The 21,841-nt window shown below is 72.6% G+C and carries 17 protein-coding genes; 9 read left to right on the top strand and 8 right to left on the bottom strand.

The genetic code is table 11. The features are described 5' to 3' along the window. Positions 1-86: 86 nt before the first annotated feature. From MOJ79_RS16435 to xdhA, 6 genes are all read right to left on the bottom strand, one after another. Entirely contained in the window at positions 87-1,256 is a 1,170-nt protein-coding gene (locus MOJ79_RS16435) for an ABC transporter substrate-binding protein (protein WP_241925131.1), read from the bottom strand. 86 nt (positions 1,257-1,342) lie between these two features. Next, the gene (locus tag MOJ79_RS16440) at positions 1,343-2,623 is read right to left on the bottom strand and encodes a LysR family transcriptional regulator (protein ID WP_241925132.1); all 1,281 of its coding nucleotides are present in this window, start codon (positions 2,621-2,623) and stop codon (positions 1,343-1,345) included. A gap of 27 nt (positions 2,624-2,650) precedes the next feature. Beyond that, on the bottom strand, positions 2,651-3,556 hold the full coding sequence (locus MOJ79_RS16445; RefSeq protein ID WP_241925133.1) for a LysR family transcriptional regulator: 906 nt from the start codon (positions 3,554-3,556) through the stop codon (positions 2,651-2,653). A gap of 39 nt (positions 3,557-3,595) precedes the next feature. After that, entirely contained in the window at positions 3,596-4,405 is an 810-nt protein-coding gene (gene xdhC, locus MOJ79_RS16450) for a xanthine dehydrogenase accessory protein XdhC (protein WP_241925134.1), read from the bottom strand. After that, positions 4,402-6,819, bottom strand: coding sequence for a xanthine dehydrogenase molybdopterin binding subunit (gene xdhB / locus MOJ79_RS16455; protein WP_241925135.1), 2,418 nt, complete (start codon positions 6,817-6,819; stop codon positions 4,402-4,404). Before xdhB ends, xdhC begins: the two co-directional genes overlap by 4 nt. 16 nt (positions 6,820-6,835) lie before the next feature. Next, positions 6,836-8,389, bottom strand: a complete 1,554-nt coding sequence (gene xdhA, locus MOJ79_RS16460) for a xanthine dehydrogenase small subunit (protein WP_241925136.1) — start codon at positions 8,387-8,389, stop codon at positions 6,836-6,838. Positions 8,390-8,484: 95 nt separating this feature from the next. On the opposite strand from xdhA, the gene MOJ79_RS16465 reads away from it, so the two are divergent. The 6 genes from MOJ79_RS16465 to MOJ79_RS16490 all read left to right on the top strand — a co-directional run bounded on the left by MOJ79_RS16465 (position 8,485) and on the right by MOJ79_RS16490 (position 15,562). Beyond that, complete coding sequence (locus MOJ79_RS16465) at positions 8,485-9,450, top strand: LysR family transcriptional regulator (protein ID WP_241925137.1); 966 nt, start codon at positions 8,485-8,487, stop codon at positions 9,448-9,450. Beyond that, complete coding sequence (gene guaD, locus MOJ79_RS16470; RefSeq protein ID WP_241925138.1) at positions 9,447-10,754, top strand: guanine deaminase; 1,308 nt, start codon at positions 9,447-9,449, stop codon at positions 10,752-10,754. Before MOJ79_RS16465 ends, guaD begins: the two co-directional genes overlap by 4 nt. 64 nt (positions 10,755-10,818) lie before the next feature. Continuing rightward, positions 10,819-12,369, top strand: a complete 1,551-nt coding sequence (locus tag MOJ79_RS16475) for an ABC transporter ATP-binding protein (protein ID WP_241925139.1) — start codon at positions 10,819-10,821, stop codon at positions 12,367-12,369. Further along, positions 12,362-13,447, top strand: a complete 1,086-nt coding sequence (locus MOJ79_RS16480) for an ABC transporter permease (protein ID WP_241925140.1) — start codon at positions 12,362-12,364, stop codon at positions 13,445-13,447. Before MOJ79_RS16475 ends, MOJ79_RS16480 begins: the two co-directional genes overlap by 8 nt. Next, positions 13,444-14,364, top strand: a complete 921-nt coding sequence (locus tag MOJ79_RS16485) for an ABC transporter permease (protein WP_241925141.1) — start codon at positions 13,444-13,446, stop codon at positions 14,362-14,364. Before MOJ79_RS16480 ends, MOJ79_RS16485 begins: the two co-directional genes overlap by 4 nt. Positions 14,365-14,410: 46 nt before the next feature. Beyond that, positions 14,411-15,562 carry a BMP family ABC transporter substrate-binding protein gene (locus MOJ79_RS16490; RefSeq protein WP_241925142.1) on the top strand — a complete coding sequence of 384 codons (1,152 nt, stop codon included), beginning with the start codon at positions 14,411-14,413 and terminating at the stop codon, positions 15,560-15,562. A 597-nt stretch (positions 15,563-16,159) separates the two neighbouring features. Here the strand turns inward: MOJ79_RS16490 and dinB are convergent. Further along, positions 16,160-17,272 (bottom strand): DNA polymerase IV, encoded by a 1,113-nt coding sequence (gene dinB, locus MOJ79_RS16495; protein WP_241925156.1) that lies wholly within the window; start codon positions 17,270-17,272, stop codon positions 16,160-16,162. A gap of 117 nt (positions 17,273-17,389) precedes the next feature. Between dinB and MOJ79_RS16500 the strand changes: the two genes are divergently transcribed. Together MOJ79_RS16500 and MOJ79_RS16505 are read left to right on the top strand one after the other, a co-directional pair. Then, a complete protein-coding gene (locus tag MOJ79_RS16500) occupies positions 17,390-18,391 on the top strand; it encodes a hypothetical protein (protein WP_241925143.1) in 1,002 nt (333 codons plus the stop codon). Positions 18,392-18,602: 211 nt separating this feature from the next. After that, positions 18,603-19,049: a cache domain-containing protein gene (locus MOJ79_RS16505; protein WP_241925144.1), complete on the top strand. Its 447-nt coding sequence runs from the start codon at positions 18,603-18,605 to the stop codon at positions 19,047-19,049. A 93-nt stretch (positions 19,050-19,142) separates the two neighbouring features. On the opposite strand, the gene argH is transcribed toward MOJ79_RS16505, so the two are convergent. Further along, the gene (gene argH / locus MOJ79_RS16510; RefSeq protein ID WP_241925145.1) at positions 19,143-20,546 is read right to left on the bottom strand and encodes an argininosuccinate lyase; all 1,404 of its coding nucleotides are present in this window, start codon (positions 20,544-20,546) and stop codon (positions 19,143-19,145) included. 205 nt (positions 20,547-20,751) lie between these two features. On the opposite strand from argH, the gene MOJ79_RS16515 reads away from it, so the two are divergent. Next, positions 20,752-21,831: a sensor histidine kinase gene (locus MOJ79_RS16515; RefSeq protein WP_241925146.1), complete on the top strand. Its 1,080-nt coding sequence runs from the start codon at positions 20,752-20,754 to the stop codon at positions 21,829-21,831. Positions 21,832-21,841 lie beyond the last annotated feature (10 nt).

Below are 21,841 nucleotides of genomic sequence, written 5' to 3' on the forward strand. Positions count from 1 at the left end.
TGTCTTGGTGCGTCGGATCGCTCATGCCCAACAGCAAGCCAGAGACATGCCAGCACGAGGGCAGCGGACGAAAAACTCTCACGCTCTCAGCGGGACTTGCCCGGGTCCTTCACGTCCTTGATCGTCTCGAACTCCTTGTTCCAGAGCTGGCCGTCGATCTTCTCGACGCGGCGCAGGTAGACGTTGTGCACGACGTCACGCGTCTGCGCGTCGATGAACATCGGCCCGCGCGGGCTCTCGAAGATCTGGCCCTTCATTGCGTTGAGCAGTGCCTCGCCGCGCCCGCCCTTGGTCGCCTTGGCCGCCTCGTAGATCACGCGCATGCCGTCGTAGCCGCCGACGCCCATGAAGTTCGGGCGCCCGCCACCGCTGGCCTTCGCGAAAGCCTCGACGAACTTCTTGTTCAGCGGCGAGTCGTGCGCCGCCGAGTAGTGGTGCGCGGTGACGACGCCGAGCGCGACGTCGCCCATGCCGTTGAGGATGTCGTCGTCGGTCACGCTGCCTTCGGCGATCAGGCGGATGCCGGCCTTGTCGAGCCCGCGCTCGGCGAACTGCTTCATCAGCGCCGAACCCTGGCCCGACGGCACGAATGCGAACAGCGCGTCGGGCTTGGCGTCGCGCACGCGCTGCAGGAACGGCGCGAAGTCCGGGCTGCGCAGCGGCACACGCAGCTTCTCGACGACGGTGCCGCCGTTGAGCACGAAGCGGTCGCTGAAGTACTTCTCGGAGTCGACGCCTGGCGCGTAGTCGGTCACCAGGCTGACGACGCGCTTGATGTTGTTCTTCGCGGCCCAGTCGGCGAGCGCGGTGACGACCTGCGGCACCGTGAAGCTCGTGCGCACGATGTACGGCGACGCCTCGGTGACGCTGGAGGTGGCGGCGGCCATCACGACCATCGGCGTCTTGGCCTGCGTCGCGATCGGCGCGGTCGCGAAGGCCAGCGGCGTCAGGCCGAAGCCGGCCAGCACGTTGACCTTGTCGTTGACGATCAGCTCCTGCGCGATGCGCTTGGTGACGTCGGGCGCGCCGGTGTCGTCCTTGACGATCAGCTCGACCTTCTTGCCGGCCACCGTGTCGCCGTTTTGCGCCATGTACAGGCGCGCGGCGGTCTCGATCTGCTTGCCGGTCGACGCGAACGGGCCCGTCAGCGGCAGGATCAGACCGATCTTGAAGCGGTCGTCCTGGGCGATGGCGGAGGACGTCGCGATCGCCAGCACGGCGGCAGCGACGCTGGTCAGAAAGGCTCGCTTGAGCATCGAAGGTCTCCTGAAGGGCGGTGTGTGGCGAGGCCGCGAGCTTGGCAGCGCCGCGTGCCGCGCGCCAGTGCGAAGCGGCGCCGAGTCTATGCAGATTGCTTATACCCTCCAGCGCGGCCGAGCGCCGGTGCGGGTTGCCCCGCAGTGCCGACCTCGCGTGCGGCGGCGCGCAGGCTGTCGAGCAGCACGCGCATGCCGGGCGGCGGCATGTAGTCGGCGCGCGTGGTCATGCCGATCAGCCGCGGTGCGTGCTGCACCACGACCGGCAGCACCGTCAGCAGCCCGGCGGCGATCTCGCGCTCGAGGTGGCGCGGCGACATCAGCGCGACGCGGTCGCTGTCGTACAGCAGGGCCTGCATCATCATCGTGCTGTTGACGCGCAGCCGCTCCTGTGGCGCGGCGAGTCCCTCGGCGGCGAAAGCCTGGTCGAACGCAGCCTGTGCCGGCGTGCCCGGCATCGGCAGCACCCAGGCACAGCGCGCGAGGTCGCGCAGGCGCAGCGGCGCGCGCCCGGCCAGCGGGTGGCCGCGGCGCGCGACGACGGCCAGGCGGTCGTCGAAGAGTGTCTCCTGCCGCACGTCGTCGGCCGGCGGCGGGTCGCGCAGCGCGCCGACGATGACGTCGATCTCGGCGTAGCGCAGCTGGTGCAGCAGCGTCGCGTAGGTGCCGTCGACGACGGTGACTTCGAGGTCGGGGTGGCTGGCCAGCACGCGGTCGAGCGCGCGCGGCACGAACAGGCCGGTCGAGAACGGCAGCGTGCCGATCACGGCGCGCCCGCGCATCGTGCCCTGCGCGCTGGCGATGTCGTCGGCCGCGTGGGCCAGCTCGGCGAGCATCAGCTTGACCGCCTTCAGCAGCGCCTGGCCCGCGTCGTTCAGTCGCAGGCCGGCACGCGCGCGGTAGAACAGCGGCTCGCCGGCCAGGTGCTCGGCCTGTGCCAGCGTCTGGTGCACTGCCGACTGGCTCACGCCGAGCGCCTGCGACGCGCGCGATTCGCTGCCGCCGTCGACGAGCGCGAGGAAGGTGCGCACGTGCCGGTGCCCGATCCCGGACGCGAGCCGGCTGCGTTGCCACGCGAGGGCGGGCCATGGGCTGCGCGGCGCTCGTGTCGCGTGTGCGTCGGCCTGCGCGATCAGCTCGAGCGCACGCGCGACGCGCTGCGCGACGAGCCGACCGACGGGGGTCGGGACCATGCCGCGCGACGAGCGCTCGAACAGCGCGACGCCGAGCGCCGCTTCGGCGTGCCTGACCGCGCGCACGACCGACGACTGCGACGCGTGCAGTCCTTGCGCGGCGTCGACGGTGCTGCCTGCCGCAGCCACCGCCTGCACGGCGCGCAGCTTGCGCAGCAGCGGGGCGAGGTCCATCGGCGGCCGGCTGCGTGGCGCCGCCGGTCAGCGCGCCGGCGCCATGCGCTGCGCGAGTTCGCGCAGCAGCGCGATCACGCGCGTGCCCAGCGGCGTGGGCCGCCGCCGCGACGACGTCGCGATGCTGAGCACGGTGCGCAGCGCCGGCTCGACGATCGGGCGCACGACGAGCTCGGCGCCGCGCGGCCACGCCGACACGGCGTTGGGCGTCAGCACGGCGCAGCCGTGGCCGGCGCAGACGAGGTCGATGATGATCGGCACGCCCGACACCTCCCACGCGATGTCGAGCTTGATGCCGGCGTGCGCGGCTTGCGTCTCGAGCAGCTTGCGGAAGGTGTGGGCGCGCTCGGGCAGGATCAGCGCGTGGCGCGACAGCTCGTGCAGCGGCACCGTCGCCGCGGTGCGGCGGGCGCGCGCGCTGCCGCGCTCGATCAGCGCGAGCGGCTCGTCGAACAGCGGCACCGTCTCGAGGCCGGGCTGCGGCTCGGGGTCGTAGAGCACGCCGACGTCGACGCGGCCGGTGACGGTCCACTCGGCGATGTGCGCCGACAGGCCCTCGACGATCGCCAGCCGCGCGCGTGGCAGCCGGGCCGCGAAGGCCTCGACCAGCGGCAGCGTCAGCCGCCGCGCGATGCTCGGCGGCATGCCGACGACGATGCGCCCGCTGGGCTCGTCGCGGCTGGCCGCGATGTCCTCACGCGCACGCGCGACGAGCTGCAGGATGCCGATGCTGTGCTCGAACAGCCGCTGGCCGGCCTGCGTCATGCGCACGCCGCGGCCGTCGCGCAGCAGCAGCGTCTCGCGCAGGTCGGTCTCGAGCGCACGCACCTGGCGGCTCAGTGCCGGCTGGGCGATGCCGAGCACGCGCGACGCCTTGCTGAAGCTGCCGAGTTCGGCGACGCGGACGAAGTATTCGAGCTGCTTGAGGTTCATCGGCACGCGCGGCGGCGGCAGCCGCACGCGGCGCCGATCTTAGTCGGCGGCGCCCGTGACCTGCAGCAGCTGCGCGACGACCGCGATCGCGAGCACTTCGGGCTCCTTGCCGGCGATGCCGGGCACGCCGATCGGGCAGGTCAGCCGTGCGATCGCCGCCGCCGGCACGCCGCGCTGCTCGAAGCGGTGGATGAAACGCGCGCGCTTGGTCTTCGAGCCGATCAGCCCGCAGTAGGCGAAGTCGCCGCGCCGCAGGATCGCCTCGGTGATGCGCAGGTCGAGGTCGTGGCTGTGCGTCAGCACGAGGTAGCACGTGCCCGGTGGCGCCGCGTCGACCTCGGCCTCGACCGGCTCGACGCACAGCTTCGTCACGTGTTCGGGCAGCGGCTCGGCGGGAAACTCGGCCTCGCGCTCGTCGATCCACTGCACGCGGCAGTCGATGCCGGCGAGCAGCCGCACGATCGCGCGGCCGACGTGGCCGGCGCCGTACAGCTGCAGCACGAAGCGCGGCCGCGGCTCGGGCCACGCCGCGAGCGACGCGGCGGTCAGCGGCTGCGTGCGCAGCACGAGCGCGCCGCCGCAGCACTGGCCGAGCGACGGCCCGAGCGCGACCGCCCAGTCGTCGACCGCGGTCGCGCCTTCGGCCAGCTGCCGCCGCGCGCGCTCGATCGCCAGCCACTCGAGGTGGCCGCCGCCGACCGTGCCGGCCACCGCGTCGGCGGCCACCAGCATGCGCGTGCCGGCCTCGCGCGGCACCGAGCCGCGGTGTTCGAGCACCTGCACCTCCATTGCCGGCCGGCCGGCGGCGAGCCAGGCCTGCGCGGTGGCGCGCAGCGTGGCGAACGTCATACCGTGGCGGCGCGCACGGCGTCGATCGCGTCGAGTACCGCCTCGGGCGTGGCCGGCGCGCGCAGCGGCGGGTCGACGCGGTGGCCGCCGACCGCCGAGACGGCGTCGCGGATCGCGAGCAGCACCGAGAACGCCAACAGCAGCGGCGGCTCGCCGACCGCCTTGCTGCGGTGGATGCTGTCGGCCGCGTTGGCGTTCTCGTACAGCTGCACGTTGAACACCGGCGGGCAGTCGTTGGCGGTCGGGATCTTGTACGTGCTCGGCGCGTGGGTCATCAGCCGCCCCGTCTTCGGGTGCCAGACGAGTTCTTCCATCGTCAGCCAGCCCATGCCCTGGATGAACGCGCCCTCGATCTGGCCGATGTCGACCGCCGGGTTCAGCGATGCGCCGACGTCGTGCAGCACGTCGGTGCGCAGCAGCTTGTGTTCGCCCGTCAGCGTGTCGACGACGACTTCGCTCGCCGCCGCGCCGTACGCGAAGTAGAAGAACGGCTTGCCCTTGAGCCGCTCGCGGTCCCAGTGCAGTCCGGGCGTCGCGTAGAAGCCGTCGCTCCACAGCTGCACGCGCGCGACGTAGGCCTCGTGCACGACCTCCACGAATGGCACCCGCACGCCGCCCGCCTCGACGAAGTCGTTGGCGAAGCGCACGCTCGCCGGCTCGACACCGTGCTTGGCGGCCACCAGCGCCGCCAGGCGCTCGCGGATGCGCCGCGCCGCGTCCTGCGCCGCCTTGCCGTTGAGGTCGCTGCCGGTCGACGCGGCGGTGGCCGACGTGTTGGCGACCTTGTGCGTGTCGGTCGCGGTCACGCGCACGCGCTCGAAGCCGACGCCGAGCTCGTGCGCGACGACCTGCGCGACCTTGGTGTTCAGCCCCTGGCCCATCTCGGTGCCGCCGTGGTTCACGAGGATGCTGCCGTCGGTGTAGACGTGCACCAGCGCGCCGGCCTGGTTGTAGTGCGCGACGTTGAACGAGATGCCGAACTTGACCGGTGTCAGCGCGAGGCCGCGCTTGAGCACCGGGCTCGCGGCGTTGAACGCCGCGATCTCGGCGCGGCGGCGCGCGTAGTCGCACTGCGCGGCCAGCCGCGCGACGAGGTCGGCGATCACGTTGTCCTCGACGGCCTGCTCGTACGGCGTCACGTTGCGCTCGCCGATGCCGTAGAAGTTGGCGCGCCGCACGTCGAGCGGGTCGCGGCCGAGCCGGCGCGCGACGCCGTCGAGAATCATCTCGATCGCGAGCGCCCCCTGCGGCCCGCCGAAGCCGCGGAACGCGGTGTTGCTCTGCGTGTTCGTCTTCGCGCAGTAGCCGCGCAGGTCGACGTGAGGCAGCCAGTACGCGTTGTCGACATGGCACAGCGCGCGCGTCATCACCGGCGGCGACAGGTCGGCGCTGCAACCGGCGTTGGCGATCAGCGTCATGTCGACGCCGAGCAGGCGCCCGTCGGCGTCGAAGCCGACGTCCCAGTCGAACTCGAAGCCGTGCCGGCGGCCGGTGACGAGGAAGTCGTCGTCGCGGTCCAGGCGCAGCTTGACCGGGCGCTGCAGCGTCACCGCCGCCACCGCGGCCACACAGGCGAACAGCGCCGACTGCGACTCCTTGCCGCCGAAGCCGCCGCCCATGCGCCGGCACTGCACCTGCACCTGGTGCGCGTGCCAGCCCAGCGCCTGCGCGACGACGTGCTGCATCTCGCTCGGGTGCTGCGTCGAGCAGTGCACGAGCAGCGTGCGGTCCTCCTGCGGGACCGCATAGCTGATCTGGCCCTCGAGGTAGAACTGCTCCTGGCCGCCGAGGCTGAACGAGCCCTGCAGGCGGTGCGGCGCGGCGGCGATGGCGGCGTGCGCGTCGCCGCGCGCGAGCTGCATCGGCGGCACGACGTACTGCCGCGCCGCGTGCGCCTCGCGCGCCGTGAGGACCGGCGGCAGCGGCTCGGCGTCGATCACGTCCTTCGCGAGCGCCGCGGCACGGCGCGCGAGATCGCGGTCGGTCGCGATCACCGCGAACACCGGCTGGCCGAGGTACTTCAGCTCGCGGTCGGCGAGGATCGGGTCGTCGTGCACGATCGGGCCGCAGTCGTTCGCGCCCGGGATGTCGGCGGCCGTCAGCACCGCGACGACGCCGGGCTGCGCGCGCAGCCGCGCGACGTCGACGGCCTTCAGCCGCCCGTGCGCAAGCGGCGACAGCCCGAGCGCGGCGTGCAGCGTGCCGTCGACCTCGGCGATGTCGTCGACGTAGGTCGCGGCACCGGCCACGTGCAGGTGCGCCGATTCGTGCGCTCGGCTGACGCCCACGCGCGCGCCGGCGTCGTGGCGCTTGGCCTCCGCCGCGGCGTCGAGGCGGCGTGCCGCGTGCACCGCGTGGTTGACGAAAGGCGCGGCCAGCGGCGCCTCGAGGAAGGGGTCGACGGGCTTGTTCATCGTCGTGTCTCCCGGCTCAGGCGGCTGTGGTGTGCGGCATCGTCGCCCACACCTGCGTCGCCGAAGGCGGCAGCGGCTGCGCGGGGCGCGTCTCGAGCCACAGCCGCAGCAGCAGGTTCTTCGACGCGCGCATGCGGTAGCCGGCGCTGCCGCGCAGGTCGGTCAGCGGCGTGAAGTCGCGCTCGAGCACGCCCATCGCGGCGCGCACCGTGGCCTCGGTCCACGGCTGGCCGCGCACCGCGGCTTCGGCGTGGGCGGCGCGCCTGACGATCGCGGCCATGCCGCCGAACGCGAAGCGTGCGTCGGCGACGCGGTCGCCGTCGAGTGTCACCGCGAGGCCGGCGCACACGGCCGAGATGTCGCAGTCGAAGCGCTTGCTGAGCTTGTACGCGCGCACCGCGGTGGGCGGCGCCGGCAGCGGCACCTCGATCGTCTCGACGAATTCGCCGGGCTCGAGGCGATTGACCATGTAGTCGACGTACAGATCCTCGAGTGCGAGCGTGCGCCGGCGGTCGCCGCGGCGCAGCACGACGCGCGCGCCGAGCGCGATCAGCACCGGCGCGCTGTCGCCGATCGGCGAGCCGTTGGCGACGTTGCCACCCATCGTGCCGGCGTGGCGCACCGGCGGCGACGCGAAGCGCAGCCAGAGGTCGGTGAGCGTCGGGATGCGCGCCGCGAGCGCGCCCCAAGCGTCTTCCAGCGGCGCGGCGGCGCCGATCGCGAGCACGCCGTCGTGCTCGTCGATGCGCTTCAATGCGTCGACCGCGCCGACGTGGATCAGCACCGGCAGGTCGCGCAACTGCTTGTTGACCCACAGCCCGATGTCGGTGCTGCCGGCCAGCAGCCGCGCCTGCGGCTCGGCGGCGTAGGCGGCGGCCAGCGCGTCGACGCTGCGCGGCGCGAGGCAGCGCTCGACGCGGCCGGTGGCGGGGTGGGGCGCCGCGTACGCGAGCGGGGGGTCGGCGGCGAGCGTGTGCAGCGCGCTGACGATCGGCGCGGTGTCGAGCCGCACCCGCGGCAGCTCGAACATGCGCTGGCCGGCGTCGAGGATCGGCCGATAGCCGGTGCAGCGGCACAGATTGCCCGCCAGGTCGTCGGCGAGCTGCTGGCGCGTCGGCGCGGTACCGCGTTCGCAGTGGCGCTCGTAGGTGGCGGCCAGCGACATCGCGAAGCCGGGCGTGCAGAAGCCACACTGCGAGCCGTGGCATTCGACGAGCGCCTGCTGCACCGGATGCAGGCCGCCGCCGGCGATGCGCTGCAGGTCCTCCACGGTCAGCAGCGCCTTGCCGTCGAGCGTGGGCAGGAACTGGATGCACGCGTTGACGGTGCGCAGGCTCAGGCCGCCGACCACGGTCGCGCGCGCCGACGGCGTGCCCACGGCGTCGGCGCGCTCGGCGAGTTCGGCGACGACGACGGTGCACGCGCCGCAGTCGCCCTCGTTGCAGCCTTCCTTGGTGCCGGTGCAGCGCGCGTGCTCGCGCAGCCACGCGAGCACGCTCGTCGTCGGCGGCAGGCCGTCGACCTCGACGACGGCGCCGCGGTGGAAGAAGCGGATCGGACGGGTGTTCATGCCTCGGGCGAGCGGGGTGGGCGTGGCTGCAAAGGTACTGCCCCGACGCCGTTTGTCCATATCAGAATCGAAATATCGGCTATCGAAATGAACGTATGGCAGGGCGCGCCGCCTTCGACAAGATCGAGCTCCACCTCGTCAGGGTCTTGCACACCGTGATCACCGAGCGCAGCGTCTCGCGGGCCGCCTTGAAGCTGGCCACCACGCAGCCGCAGGTCAGCGCGCAGCTCAGGCGCCTGCGCGAGCTCGTCGGCGACCCGCTGCTGGTGCGCTCGGGCACCGGCATGGCGCCCACCGCGGTCGCGCTCGAGCTGCTCGCGCCGGCCGAGGCGCTGCTGCGGCACGCCGAGCAGCTGTTCGGCGCGCGCACGCCGGCGCTGGCGTTCGACGCGGCGACGACGCGGCTGACGTTTCGCATCGCCGCCAGCGACTACCTCGACCCGCTGTTCCTGCCCGAGCTCGTCGCGCGGATCAAGCGCGACGCGCCCGACGCGCGCGTCGAGATCCTGCCGCTGTCGCGCGAGTTCGACTACCGCCACGCGCTCGCGCATGGCGAGATCGACCTCGTCATCGGCAACTGGCTGCGCCCGCCCGGCGAGCTGCACCTCGGGCGGCTGCTCGCCGACGAGGTCGTCTGCCTCGTCGCGGCCGATCACCCGGCGGCGACGAACCCGCGTGGCTGGACGGCCGAGCGCTACCTCGCGGCCGAACACGTCGCACCGACGCCGCTGCACGCCGGCACGCCCGGCGTGATCGACGAGCACCTGGCCGCGCAGGGCCTGGCGCGGCAGGTCGCGGTGCGCAGCCCGCACTTCGGGCTGGTGCCGCTGATGGTCGCGCGCTCGCGGCTGGTGCTGACCACCGGGCGGCTGTTCTGCAGCCGCTACGTCGGCCAGTTTCCGGTGCGCATCGTGCGCTGCCCGGTGGCGTTCCCGCCGCTGGTCTATTACCAGCTGTGGCACGACCTGTCGCACGCCAGTGCGGCCGGGCGCTGGCTGCGCGAGCAGGTGCGCACGCTCGCGCGTGAGCTGCAGGCGCAGGGCGCGAGGGCCATGCCGTGACGGCCGGCGCGGTGCAGCGGCTCGCGATCCGCGGCGACCTGCTCGACGTCGTCGACGACCCCGGCTTCGGCGCCGTCGACACGCCGGCGGTGCGCTTCGACGCCGACACGTGGCTGCTCGTCGAGAACGGCCGCATCACCGGGCGCACGCGCGCCGACCCGGGCGAAGGCTGGCCGCGCGTCGACCACCGTGGCCGGCTCGTGACGCCCGGCTTCGTCGACACCCACGTGCACATGCCGCAGCTCGACGTCATCGCGAGCTACGGCACCGAGCTGCTCGACTGGCTGAACACCTACACGTTCCCGGCCGAGCAGCGCTATGCCGACCCCGCGGTCTCGCGCGCCGGCGCCGAGCGCTTCGTCGCCGCGCTGCTCGCCCACGGCACGACGGCCGCCGCCGTCTTCCCGACGGTGCACAAGGTCTCGGCCGACGCGCTGTTCGACGCCGCGGCCGCGCGCGGCATGCGCATGATCACCGGCAAGGTGCTGATGGACCGCCACGCGCCCGCGGGCCTGACCGACGACGTGGCCGTCGCCGAGCGCGACTGCGTCGACGGCATCGCGCGCTGGCACGGCCGCGGGCGGCTCGCGTATGCGCTGACGGTGCGCTTCGCCGCCACGAGCACGCGCGAGCAGCTCGCGATGGCCGGGCGGCTGCTCGCCGCGCACCCGGGCGTGTACCTGCAGACGCACGTCGCCGAGAACCGCGCCGAGGTCGCGTGGATCGCCGAGCTGTTCCCCGAGGCGCGCAGCTACCTCGACGTCTACCACCGCCACGGGCTGCTCGGGCCACGCTCGGTGCTCGCGCACGGCATCTGGCTCGACGACGCCGACCGCGCGCTGCTCGCCGCCACCGGCGCGCAGATCGCGCACTGCCCGACGTCGAACCTGTTCCTCGGCAGCGGCCTGCTGCGCTGGACCGCGCTCGAAGCCGCCGGTGCCGCAGTGACGCTGGCCAGCGACGTCGGCGGCGGCACGAGCCTGTCGATGCTGCGCACGCTGGCCGCCGCGTACCAGATCCAGGCGCTGCAGGGGGTGCGGCTGACGGCGTGGAAGGCGCTGTATGCGGCCACGCGCGGGGCGGCGCGCGCGCTGCGCCTCGACGACGAGATCGGCTCGCTCGAGCCCGGCCGCATGGCCGACCTCGCGGTGTGGGACTGGGCCGTCGGCCCGGTCGCGACACACCGCGACGCGCTCGCGCGCACGCCGCACGAGCGCGTGTTCGCGTGGATCACGCTCGGCGACGAGCGCAACCTCGTGGCCACCTACGTCGGCGGGCGGCTGCAGCACGCCCGCGCCGGCTGAGGCCGCCGCGACGCTGGCGACAATGCGCACCCTGGCCCCGAGCGATCCCCCGACCGAGACGACCATGACCCTGCGCCTGGAACTGCGCGGCATCCGCAAGGCCTACCCGGCCGTCGTCGCCAACGACGCGGTGGACCTGCGCGTCGAGCCGGGCGAGATCCACGCCGTGCTCGGCGAGAACGGCGCCGGCAAGAGCACGCTGATGAAGATCGTCTACGGCGCCGTGCGCCCCGACGCCGGCGAGATGCGCTTCGACGGCCGGCCGGTGCAGGTCGCGAGCCCCGCGCAGGCCAGGCAGCTCGGCATCAGCATGGTCTACCAGCACTTCTCGCTGTTCGACACGCTGACCGCGGCCGAGAACGTGTGGCTCGGGCTCGACAAGTCGATGTCGCTGGCCGAAGTCACGCGCCGCATCGAGCAGCTGGCCGGCACCTACGGGCTCGAGGTGCACCCGCTGCGCCCGGTGCACAGCCTGTCGGTCGGCGAGCGCCAGCGCGTCGAGATCGTGCGCGCGCTGCTGACCGAGCCGAAGCTGCTGATCCTCGACGAGCCGACATCGGTGCTGACGCCGCAGGCGGTCGACAAGCTGTTCGTCACGCTGCGCCAGCTCGCGCAGCGCGGCTGCAGCATCCTCTACATCAGCCACAAGCTCGACGAGATCCGCGCGCTGTGCCACCGCTGCACCGTGCTGCGCGGCGGCCGCGTCACCGGCGTCGTCGACCCGGCGCAGGAGACCCATGCGAGCCTGAGCCGGCTGATGATCGGCGCCGAGCCGCCGCCGCTGCAGCACCGCACAGCGAACACCGGCGCGCCGGTGCTGCGCGTGCAGCGCCTCGCGCTGCCGCGCTCGTCGCCGTTCGCCGTCGAGCTGAAGGACGTCGACCTGACGGTGCACGCCGGCGAGATCGTCGGTGTGGCCGGCGTCTCGGGCAACGGCCAGCAGGAGCTGATGGCCGCGCTGTCGGGCGAGGACCCGCGTGCCGCGCCGGGCAGCGTGACGCTGTTCGGCCGCGACATCGCGCGCGCCGGACCGCGCGCGCGGCGCCGGCTCGGCCTGCACTTCGTGCCCGAGGAGCGGCTCGGCCGCGGCGCGGTGCCGACGCTGTCGCTCGCGCTGAACACACTGCTCACGCGCACCGAGCCGCTCGCTGCCGCGGGCTGGATCCGCCAGCGCGCGATGCGCGCACTGGCCCAGCGGCTGATCGAGCGCTTCGGCGTCAAGGCCGGCGGCCCCGACGCGCCGGCGCGCAGCCTGTCGGGCGGCAACCTGCAGAAGTTCATCGTCGGGCGCGAGATCGACGCGCAGCCGAAGTGCCTGATCGTCGCGCAGCCGACCTGGGGCGTCGACGTCGGCGCAGCGGCGCAGATCCGCCAGGCGCTGCTCGCGCTGCGCGACGCCGGCTGCGCGCTGCTCGTCGTCAGCGAGGAGCTCGACGAGCTGTTCGAGATCGCCGACCGGCTGGTCGTCATCGCGCAGGGGCGCGTGTCGCCGCCGGTGGCGGTGCGCGACGCGACGGTCGAGACGATCGGCGCGTGGATGAGCGGGCTGTGGCCCGGCGGGCCGAAGCGCATGGCCGGCGAGGACCTGCCGGCCGGGGAGGCCGCGCATGCTTAGGCTCGAGGCGCGCGCCGAGCCCTCGCGGGCGATGGCGTGGCTGTCGCCGCTCGTCGCGCTCGCGCTGACCGCCGTGATCGCGGCGGCGCTGTTCGCCTGGCTCGGCAAGGATCCGGTCGCGGGGCTGCGCATCTACCTCGTCGAGCCGCTGAACGGGCCGCGCGCGGTCAGCGAGGTCGCGCTGAAGGCCACGCCGCTCGTGCTGTGCGCGTTGGGGCTTGCGGTGTGCTTTCGCAGCAACGTGTGGAACATCGGCGCTGAGGGCCAGTTCCTGCTCGGCGCGATCGCCGGCGGCGGCGTCGCGCTGTGGCTGCACGGGCAGGGCGTGACCGGCGCGCGCGGCGTCTACGCGCCGCTGGTACTCGCCGGCGGCGTGCTCGGCGGCGCGGCGTGGGCCGCGCTCACCGCCGTGCTGCGCGACCGCTTCAACGCCAACGAGATCCTCGTCAGCCTGATGCTCGTCTACGTCGCGCAGCAGCTGCTGAACTACCTCGTGTTCGGGCCGTGGAAAGACCCGAAGGGCTTCAACTTCCCGCAGACGCCGACGTTCGACGCGTCGACCTGGCTGCCGGCGCTCGTCACCGGCTACCGCGCCCACGTCGGCGTCGTCGTCGCACTCGTGCTCGTGCTCGCGTTCTGGGTCTTCATGTTCCGCTCGTGGCGCGGCTACCAGCTGCAAGTCGGCGGGCTGGCGCCGGCGGCGGCGCGCTACGCCGGCTTCTCGTCGCGCGCAGCGCTGTGGACGGCCCTGCTGCTGTCGGGCGCGATGGCCGGACTCGCCGGCGCGATGGAAGTCGCCGGGCCCCTGCGGCAGCTGACGCCGCACGTGTCGACCGGCTACGGTTTCACGGCGATCATCGTTGCGTTCGTCGGGCGGCTGCACCCGGTGGGCATCGTGTTCTCGGGCGTGCTGCTGTCGATGATGCTGATCGGCGGCGAGCTCGGCCAGTCGCGGCTGGGGCTGCCGAACGCGCTGTCGGGTGTGTTCCAGGGGCTGCTGCTGTTCCTGCTGCTCGCGTGCGACACGCTGATCCAGTATCGCGTGCGCTGGGCGGGCGCGGTGCGGAGGTCGGCGTGAACGAGGTCGCGCTGCTCGTCGCCGCGACGATCGCGTCGGGCACGCCGCTCGCGCTCGCGAGCCTGGGGCTGCTGCTGGGCGAGAAGTCCGGCGTGCTGAACCTCGGCGCCGAGGGGATGATGCTGGTGGCCGCGGTCACCGGCTTCGCGGTCGCGTTGACGACGGGCAACGACTGGGTCGCGTTCGCCGCCGGCGCGGCTGCGGGCGCGGTGCTCGCGGTGTGCTTCGGCGTGCTCGCGATCTGGCTCAACACGAACCAGTACGCGACCGGGCTCGCGCTCAGTCTGTTCGGCGCCGGCTTCTCGGCCTTCGTCGGCAAGGAGTACGTCGGCAAGACGCTCGGTGCGCGCGAGTCCTTCGCGGTGCCGGGGCTGTCGGAGCTGCCGTTCGTCGGCGACGCGCTGTTCAAGCAGCACCCGATGGCCTATGTCGCGATCGTGCTCGCGGTGGCCATCGCATGGTTCCTGTACCGCAGCCGCGCCGGGCTGGTGCTGCGCGCGGTCGGCGAGTCGCCCGAGTCCGCGCACGCGCTCGGCTACCGCGTGCGCTGGATCCGGCTGGCCGCCGTGACCGCGGGCGGTGCACTGTGCGGCGTGGCCGGCGCCTTCCTGTCGGTCGTCTATGCACCGTTGTGGGTCGAGGGACTGGTGGCCGGGCGCGGCTGGATCGCGCTGGCGCTGACGACGTTCGCGACCTGGCGCCCTGGGCGCGTGCTGCTCGGGGCCTACCTGTTCGGTGGCGTCACGATGCTGCAGTTCTCGCTGCAGGGCATGGGGGTGCAGGTCGCCAGCCAGCTGCTCGCGATGCTGCCGTACCTGGCGACGATCGCCGTGCTGGCGCTGATCAGCCGCAATCCGCTGTGGATCCGCGTCAACATGCCCGCATCGCTCGGGAGGCCCTTCCACCCCGGCTCATAATTTGCTTTTTGACCGCAGCACATTGACTGCCCAGGAGAGAGCATCCATGACCGATTTGTCCAAGCGCGCCCTGATGCGGCTGGCCGGTGCCGCCGGCGTCATCGCCACCGCGGCCCTCGTCGGCTGCGGCAAGAAGGAGGAGCCGCCGCCGCCCGCGCCGGCACCCGCCCCTCAGGCCGAAGCGCCGAAGCCCGAGCCGCTGAAGGCCGCGTGGGTCTACGTCGGCCCGGTCGGTGACGCCGGCTGGACCTTCGCGCACGACCAGGGCCGCAAGGCGGTCGAGGCGCACTTCGGCGACAAGGTCGTGACGACCTTCGTCGAGAAGGTGCCCGAGGGGGCGGACGCCGAGCGCGTGATCCGCGACCTGGCGCAGCAGGGCAACAAGATCATCTTCGCGACCAGCTTCGGCTTCATGGAGGCGATGCTCAAGGTCGCCGCCGAGTTCCCCGACGTCAAGTTCGAGCATGCGACCGGCTACAAGACGGCCGACAACATGCGCATCTACGATGCCAGCTTCTATCAGGACACCTACATGGCCGGCGTCATCGCCGGCCACATGACGAAGACCAACACGCTGGGCTTCGTCGGCAGCTTCCCGATCCCCGAGGTGCTGCGCAACATCAACGCCTTCATGCTCGGCGCGCAGAGCGTCAATCCGAAAGTCAAGATGAAGGTCGTGTGGGTCAACACCTGGTTCGATCCGCCGAAGGAGGCCGACGCCGCGCAGAGCCTGATCAACCAGGGCGCCGACGTGCTGCTGCAGAACACCGATTCGACGGCCGTGCTGCAGACGGCCGAGAAGAACGGCAAGTTCGCATTCGGCTGGGACAGCGACATGAGCGCGTTCGCGCCGAACGCGCACCTCGCGAGCGCCGTCGTCAACTGGGGCCCGTACTACATCAAGGCCATCGAAGAGTTGATGAACGGCACCTGGAAGGTCGAGCGCACGGTGTGGGGCGTCAAGGAAGGGCTCAACGACCTGATCAAGATCGCCGACATCGTCCCCGAGGCGGCGAAGAAGCGCGTCGAGGAGATCAAGGCCGGCCTGAAGGACGGCAGCTTCGAGCCCTTCACCGGGCCGATCGTCGACAACACCGGCAAGGAGCGGCTGGCCAAGGACCAGAAGGCCGACCAGGCGTGGAAGGACAGCGTCGACTTCTTCGTCAAGGGCATCGAGGGCAAGGTGCCCGGCAAGTGACGCGGGCGCACGGCCCGGCGACGACGGCGGCCTGCGGGCCGCCGTTTTCGTTTCGGGTCAAGCTGTTCGAGGCGCGAACGGCCTCTGCCGGGGCAGGACTCACGCGCGGGCCGCTGCGATTGTTCGCGAACGTTCGCTTGCGAAGGTGGTGCGTGGCACGCGGCATGGGCATGCGTTCTTCGGCCCACCTCGCGCGGCACCGTCGGCGCAATGCGGGCGTCGTGCCGTCCGATGCCTGCTGCCCTGCCGCGTTGGGCGGCAAGCGCGAATGGGGCCTGCGCCCGCACACCCGCGCCGCGCGCGGCCCCGACGATGGCGCACTGCACGCGCGTGCAGGCAACCCACGGTGGAGCGCAGGGCGATGGGGGGACCTGCGGGCGCAGGCCCCATTCGCGCTCGCGCCGCCGCGGGCAGTGCGCGGCCGGCGTCGACCGAGTCGACCATCACGCACTGCGACCCTTCCGCGCGAGGTGGGCCGGAGAACGCAGGTGCCGCCGTCGCCCTGCTGCGACGACCTGTGCAGGCCGCCTGTACGGTGAACGGCGCCCAAGGGCCCGGACCCGGCGCCCACGCATCGACGAAGCCCGGCCTCCCGTGTCAGGCGGCGGCGTCGAGACGCTGCAGCGACGCCACCCGCACACCCAGCAGACGCAGCCGCCGCGACAGCTCGACGCGTTTGAGGCACTGCCCGGCCGCGCCGCGGATCGCGGCGGCGTCGGCCACCGCGTGCGGCAGCGTCAGGTCGCGCGTGACGGTGCGGAAGTCGTCGAAGCGCAGCTTGATGCCCACCGTGCGTCCGGCGTAGCCCTTGCGCTGCAGGTCGGCCGCCACGCGCTCGCACAGCGCCGTGAAGATGCGCGACAGCTCGGCGCGGTCGCGCTGCGCGTGCAGGTCGCGCTCGAACGTCGTCTCGCGGCTCATCGACACCGGTTCGTGCGCGGTGACGACGGGTCGGTCGTCGCGCCCGTGCGCGGCCTCGTGCAGCCAGCGGCCGTACGCGTGGCCGAAGCGTTCGACGAGCCACGCCGGCTCGCACGCCGCGAGTTCGCCGATCGTCGTCACGCCGAGCTGCGCGAGCTTCGCGCCGGCCTTCGGGCCGATGCCGTTGATGCGCCGCACCGGCAGCGGCCAGATGCGCGTCGGGATGTCGGCTTCGGTCAGCAGCGTCAGGCCGTCGGGCTTGTCGAGTTCGGACGCGATCTTCGACAGCAGCTTGTTCGGCGTCACGCCGATCGAGCACGTCAGCCCCGTCGCGCGGCGCACGCTGTTGCGGAGCTCCTGCGCCAAAGCGCGCACGCCGCCGAACGGATCGTGGCCCACCGCGTCCTGCGCGCCGGGCACGTCGGTGAGGTCGATGTAGATCTCGTCGATGCCGCGGTCCTCGATCACCGGCGCGAGCTCGGCCACCGCGGCCTTGAACGCGCGCGAGCAGCGCCGGTACTCGTCGAAGTCGGTCGGCAGCAGCACCGCGTGGGGGCACTTCAGCGCCGCCTTCATCAGCCCCATGCCCGAATGCACGCCGAACGCGCGCGCGGCGTAAGTGGCCGTCGTGACGACACCGCGCCCGGCGTAGCCGGCCAGCGTCGCGAAACGTCGCGTGCCATCGGCGAGCACTTCGGGCTGGTGACGCCGCCCGCCGCCGATGACGACCGGCAGTCCCTTCAGTTCCGGGTAGCGCAGCAGTTCGACCGACGCGTAGAACGCGTCCATGTCGAGGTGGGCGATCCAGCGGCGCACGCGCGGATTGTGGCCGGGTGGCGGTCACGCCCGCCGCCATCGCCAGTCGGTGAGACCGCACCGGTATCATGGCTGCGAGAGGAGACCCCGATGACGCACCGCTCGACATGGTCCACCTTCCTTCAGCGGATGCACCTGGGCGCGGGGGCCGCCGTTCTGCTGGCGCTCGGCGCCTGTGGCGGCAGCGACGCACCCCCGAACTGCCCGGCCGGCTTCACGAGCGCGGTCAGCCCGCCGCAGGGGTTCAACCTTGCGGTGTGCGTCGTCAACCTGTCGGTCGCGCAGGCCTACGACATCCTGGACTACGACGCGTCGGTCGAGCCGTCGTCGACCGCCGAGTACACGCTGAGTCTGGAGAACCCCGGGTACGGTTGGGCGATGCCGAGCCCGCAGGACCTCGACGATGCGACGCCGGCGCGGTTCAACTCGTACGGCGCCTACGACGTCTACGCGGTCGACAAGCGGGTCATCGCCGGCACGGTCAACAACGACTACTACGTGTTCTCGTTCGCGCGGGCACCGCGGGTCGACGGCACCCTGCCGAATGCCGCGGAGATCCTGCCGATGAGCCACTTCGACTACGGCATGTGGGACGCCGAGCGCGCCGACACGGCGACGCCCGACATCTTCGCGCGCTACAGCGGTGGCTGGTATGTCGCCAACAACGCGAGCACGAAGCCGCCGGTCGCGACGACGTACCGCGGGCTGGTGTTCTTCCGCCACGTCGACCGCAATGTCAGCCGCTATGCGTCGCGTGAAATTACGGGCGTGACCTTCGATCCGGCCGTCGGCGCCGACGGCACCCTGGCCGGCAGCATCGGCAGCCTGAGCTACACGCCGACCCCGCTGCCGCAGCAGGTGATCCCCCCGCTGCGGTTCACGAGCGTGACGGTCGCCCCCGACGGCCGCGTGACCGGTACCGTCGTCAACGCCGACGGCTTCCCGCCGGCGCAGGGCGAGTTCGAGGGCCGTTTCGGCGGGCTCGCCGGCAGCGAGGGCGACGAGTTCGTCGCGCGCGTGTCGGTGTTGCTCCCGGTGTCGAACCCGCCGGTGCGGGCGGTCGGCTTCATCGCACTGAAGAAGCAGCCGTAGCCGCAGCGGCGCGGTCGCTGCTCGCTTGCGCGGCGGCGACCGCGTGCAATACGTCACGGGCGCATCGCCTTCGGGTACGGGGGCTGGTGTTCGCGACACTGCGATGCATTCCTCATCGGTCGATATCGCTTCCCGTGGGGGCGCCGCCTGCACCGTGGGGCCCGCCGCTGTGTCCCATCGAGGTTCACAAAGTCTCCGAGTAGGGGTTTGCATGTCGAAATTCGTTTTGACCGTCGCCGCGGCCGCGCTGTCGCTGGCCGCCACGTTCGCCCACGCCAACCGCGACGACGCAGAAGCGCTGCACAAGGCGGCGCTGGCCGAGGCGCGGGCCAAGGGGATCGAGGGCGCGGGCAAGGAGTTCAGCAACGGCGGCCCGTGGATCAAGGGTTCGACCTACGTCTTCATCGCTGACTTCAAGGCTACGGTGCTCGCGCACTCGGCCAACCCGAAGATCATCGGCAAGAATCTGTGGGACGTGAAAGACGCCGACGGCAAGCTGTTCGTGCAGGACCAGGTGCGCATCGTGCAGACGGCCGGCACCGGCACCGTGCAGATGCGCTGGATGAACCCGGCCACCAAGCAGATCGGTGATGCCGAGGTGTTGCTGGCCCGCATCCCGGGCGTCGACGCCTACCTCGGCACCGTCTATTTCAAGTGATCGGCGCCCCGCGGGGCGCGGCGCCGCGCCCCGCGGGCCACTAAAGCGGCCCGTGTACTTGGCTTCGATGCCGGCTGCCGACGACGATGGCGGTCAGCTTCTCAGCCGCTGCCGGTGCCGCGCGACCTGCGCGCGCACCTGCGCCGGCGCCGTGCCGCCGAGCACGGCGCGTGCGGCCATCGAGCCGCGCAGCGACAGCACGTCGAACACGTCGGCGTCGATCGCCGGGTGGAACGCGCGCAGCTCGTCGAGCGTCAGCGCCGCGAGGTCGACACCGCGGCCGATCGCGGTCTTGACGGCGTGCGCGACCGTTTCGTGCGCGTCGCGGAACGGCAGCCCCTTCTTGACGAGGTAGTCGGCGAGGTCGGTCGCCGTCGCGTAGCCGCGCCGCGCGGCCTGCTCCATCGCCTCGGGCCTGACGGTGAGCCCGGCCATCATGTCGGCGAAGATGCGCAGCGTGTCGCGCAGCGTGTCCACCGTGTCGAACAGCGGCTCCTTGTCTTCCTGGTTGTCCTTGTTGTAGGCCAGTGGCTGGCCCTTCATCAGCGTCACCAGGCCCATCAGGTGGCCGACGACGCGCCCGGTCTTGCCGCGCGCGAGCTCGGGCACGTCGGGGTTCTTCTTCTGCGGCATGATCGAGCTGCCGGTGCAGAAGCGGTCGGGCAGCGCGACGAAGCCGAACGGCTGGCTCATCCACACGATCAGCTCTTCGCTCAGCCGGCTCACGTGCACCATGCACAGGCTCGCCGCGGCGGCGAACTCGATCGCGAAGTCGCGGTCGCTCACCGCGTCGAGGCTGTTCTGGCACACGCCTTCCATGCCCAACTCGCGCGCGACGCGCTCGCGGTCGAGCGGGTAGCTGGTGCCGGCCAGCGCCGCGGCGCCCAGCGGCAGGCGGTTGACGCGCCGACGCACGTCGGCCAGCCGCTCGGCGTCGCGCGCGAACATCTCGACGTAGGCGAGCAGGTGGTGGCCGAGGCTCACCGGCTGCGCAACCTGCAGGTGCGTGAAGCCGGGCATCACGACGTCGGCGTGGCGATCGGCCTGGTCGACGAGCACGCGCTGCAGCTGCTCGAGCAGACCGGCGATCACGTCGATCTCGCCGCGCAGCCACAGCCGGATGTCGGTGGCGACCTGGTCGTTGCGGCTGCGTCCGGTGTGCAGCCGCTTGCCGGCGTCGCCGACGAGCTGCGTCAGCCGCGCCTCGATGTTCAGGTGCACGTCCTCGAGCTCGAGCTTCCACTCGAAGGTGCCAGCCTCGATCTCCTGCGCGATCTGCGCCATGCCGCGCTCGATGTCGGCCAGGTCCTGCGCAGCGATGATCCCCTGCGCCGCGAGCATGCGCGCGTGTGCGAGGCTGCCGTCGATGTCGGCGCGCCACAGCCGCCGGTCGAAGCCGACGCTCGCGGTGTAGCGCTGCACGAGTTCGTCGACCGGCTCGGAGAACAGCGCGGACCAGGCTTCGGACTTGTTGGCGAGCGGGTTGGCGGACGTCATGGGCGGGCTCGAGGCAGGCCGGTGGTGTGCGGTGGCGCGGGCGGCGAGGCGCCGCAAACGGCCAAAAAAGCGGGCGAAGCGACCACCTCACGTCGCCGCGGCAGGCGAGGGGCGGGCCGACAATGCAAGTGGCCTGGATTCTATCGACGCCCGCCTCGCCGAAGCGATACCGGCGGTGGGCGACGAGCGCGCTGCCGCCCCATCGATGACCGCCGATTCGCGCCTGCCCGCTGCCGCCGACGCTGCGTCGTCGACGTGGGATTCGACGCGCCCCGCGGGGCACGACGCGGGCGTGCCGCAGCGCCCGGCGCCGGCGGTGGAGTTCGAGGCCTGCCACCCGGCGTTCGCACTGCGCGCGCTGCTCGCGATCCAGGGCGTGCTGACGGTCGGCGCCGGGCTGCTCGCGCAGACCTGGGCGCAGGCGCTGGCGCTGCTGGGCCCGCTGCTGGCCGCGGGGCTCGTCGGCACGCTGCTGTGGCTCGTCGTGCTGTGCGCGCTGCGCCGGCCACTGCAGCGCGCCGAGCCCGGCGTGCGCCTGGCCGCCGGGCTGACGCTCGCGGGCGCGCTGGCCGTGCTCGCGTGCCTGCCGCTGGTCGCGCTGGACCTGTTCGCGTGGAGTGTGCCGCGCGCGCTCGCGCTGCCGCTGGCCGGCGCGGCGCTGGCCGCGCCGCTGATGGCGTGGCTCGAGGCGCGCGCGCGCGCGCGCCGGCCGGCCGACGCGTCGGCGCGGCTGGCCGAACTGCAGGCGCGCATCCGCCCGCACTTCCTGTTCAACGCGCTGAACACCGCGATCGCGCTCGTGCGCGTCGAGCCGGCGCGCGCCGAGGCGGTGCTCGAGGACCTGGCCGAGCTGTTCCGTGTCGCGCTCGCCGAGCCGCGGCCGGCGACGACGCTGGCCGACGAGATCGAGCTCGCGCAGCGCTACCTCGCCATCGAGCAGCTGCGCTTCGGCGATCGGCTGCGCATCGAGTGGGAGCTCGACCCGGCCGCCGGCGCCGCGCTGATGCCGCCGCTGGTGCTGCAGCCGCTGGTCGAGAACGCGGTGCGCCACGGCATCGAGGGGGCCCGTGGCGGCGGCGTGCTGCGCGTGCGCACGCGCGCGCGGCGCGGGCAGGCCGAGGTCGCGATCGACAACACGGTCGCCGGCGGGCCGCCGAACCCCGGCCACGGCATCGCGCTGGCCAATGTGCGTGAAAGACTTCGCCTGTTGCACGACGTCGGCGCGCAGTTCGACGCACGCCGCGACGGCGACCGCTATCGTGTGCGCATCGTCGTGCCGCTGTAGGTGCCTGCCG

It is taken from the genome of Calidifontimicrobium sp. SYSU G02091 (assembly GCF_022631395.1).
GTDB lineage: Bacteria > Pseudomonadota > Gammaproteobacteria > Burkholderiales > Burkholderiaceae_C > Calidifontimicrobium > Calidifontimicrobium sediminis.

Coding starts and splice junctions, on each gene's coding strand:
- MOJ79_RS16490 (WP_241925142.1), top strand. CDS start 14,411: ATGACCGATTTGTCCAAGCGCGCCCTGATGCGGCTGGCCGGTGCCGCC.
- argH (WP_241925145.1), bottom strand. CDS start 20,546: ATGACGTCCGCCAACCCGCTCGCCAACAAGTCCGAAGCCTGGTCCGCG.
- MOJ79_RS16435 (WP_241925131.1), bottom strand. CDS start 1,256: ATGCTCAAGCGAGCCTTTCTGACCAGCGTCGCTGCCGCCGTGCTGGCG.
- MOJ79_RS16475 (WP_241925139.1), top strand. CDS start 10,819: ATGACCCTGCGCCTGGAACTGCGCGGCATCCGCAAGGCCTACCCGGCC.
- MOJ79_RS16515 (WP_241925146.1), top strand. CDS start 20,752: ATGACCGCCGATTCGCGCCTGCCCGCTGCCGCCGACGCTGCGTCGTCG.
- MOJ79_RS16440 (WP_241925132.1), bottom strand. CDS start 2,623: ATGGACCTCGCCCCGCTGCTGCGCAAGCTGCGCGCCGTGCAGGCGGTG.
- MOJ79_RS16480 (WP_241925140.1), top strand. CDS start 12,362: ATGCTTAGGCTCGAGGCGCGCGCCGAGCCCTCGCGGGCGATGGCGTGG.
- MOJ79_RS16465 (WP_241925137.1), top strand. CDS start 8,485: ATGGCAGGGCGCGCCGCCTTCGACAAGATCGAGCTCCACCTCGTCAGG.
- MOJ79_RS16445 (WP_241925133.1), bottom strand. CDS start 3,556: ATGAACCTCAAGCAGCTCGAATACTTCGTCCGCGTCGCCGAACTCGGC.
- xdhC (WP_241925134.1), bottom strand. CDS start 4,405: ATGACGTTCGCCACGCTGCGCGCCACCGCGCAGGCCTGGCTCGCCGCC.
- MOJ79_RS16500 (WP_241925143.1), top strand. CDS start 17,390: ATGACGCACCGCTCGACATGGTCCACCTTCCTTCAGCGGATGCACCTG.
- xdhB (WP_241925135.1), bottom strand. CDS start 6,819: ATGAACAAGCCCGTCGACCCCTTCCTCGAGGCGCCGCTGGCCGCGCCT.
- xdhA (WP_241925136.1), bottom strand. CDS start 8,389: ATGAACACCCGTCCGATCCGCTTCTTCCACCGCGGCGCCGTCGTCGAG.
- MOJ79_RS16505 (WP_241925144.1), top strand. CDS start 18,603: ATGTCGAAATTCGTTTTGACCGTCGCCGCGGCCGCGCTGTCGCTGGCC.
- dinB (WP_241925156.1), bottom strand. CDS start 17,272: ATGGACGCGTTCTACGCGTCGGTCGAACTGCTGCGCTACCCGGAACTG.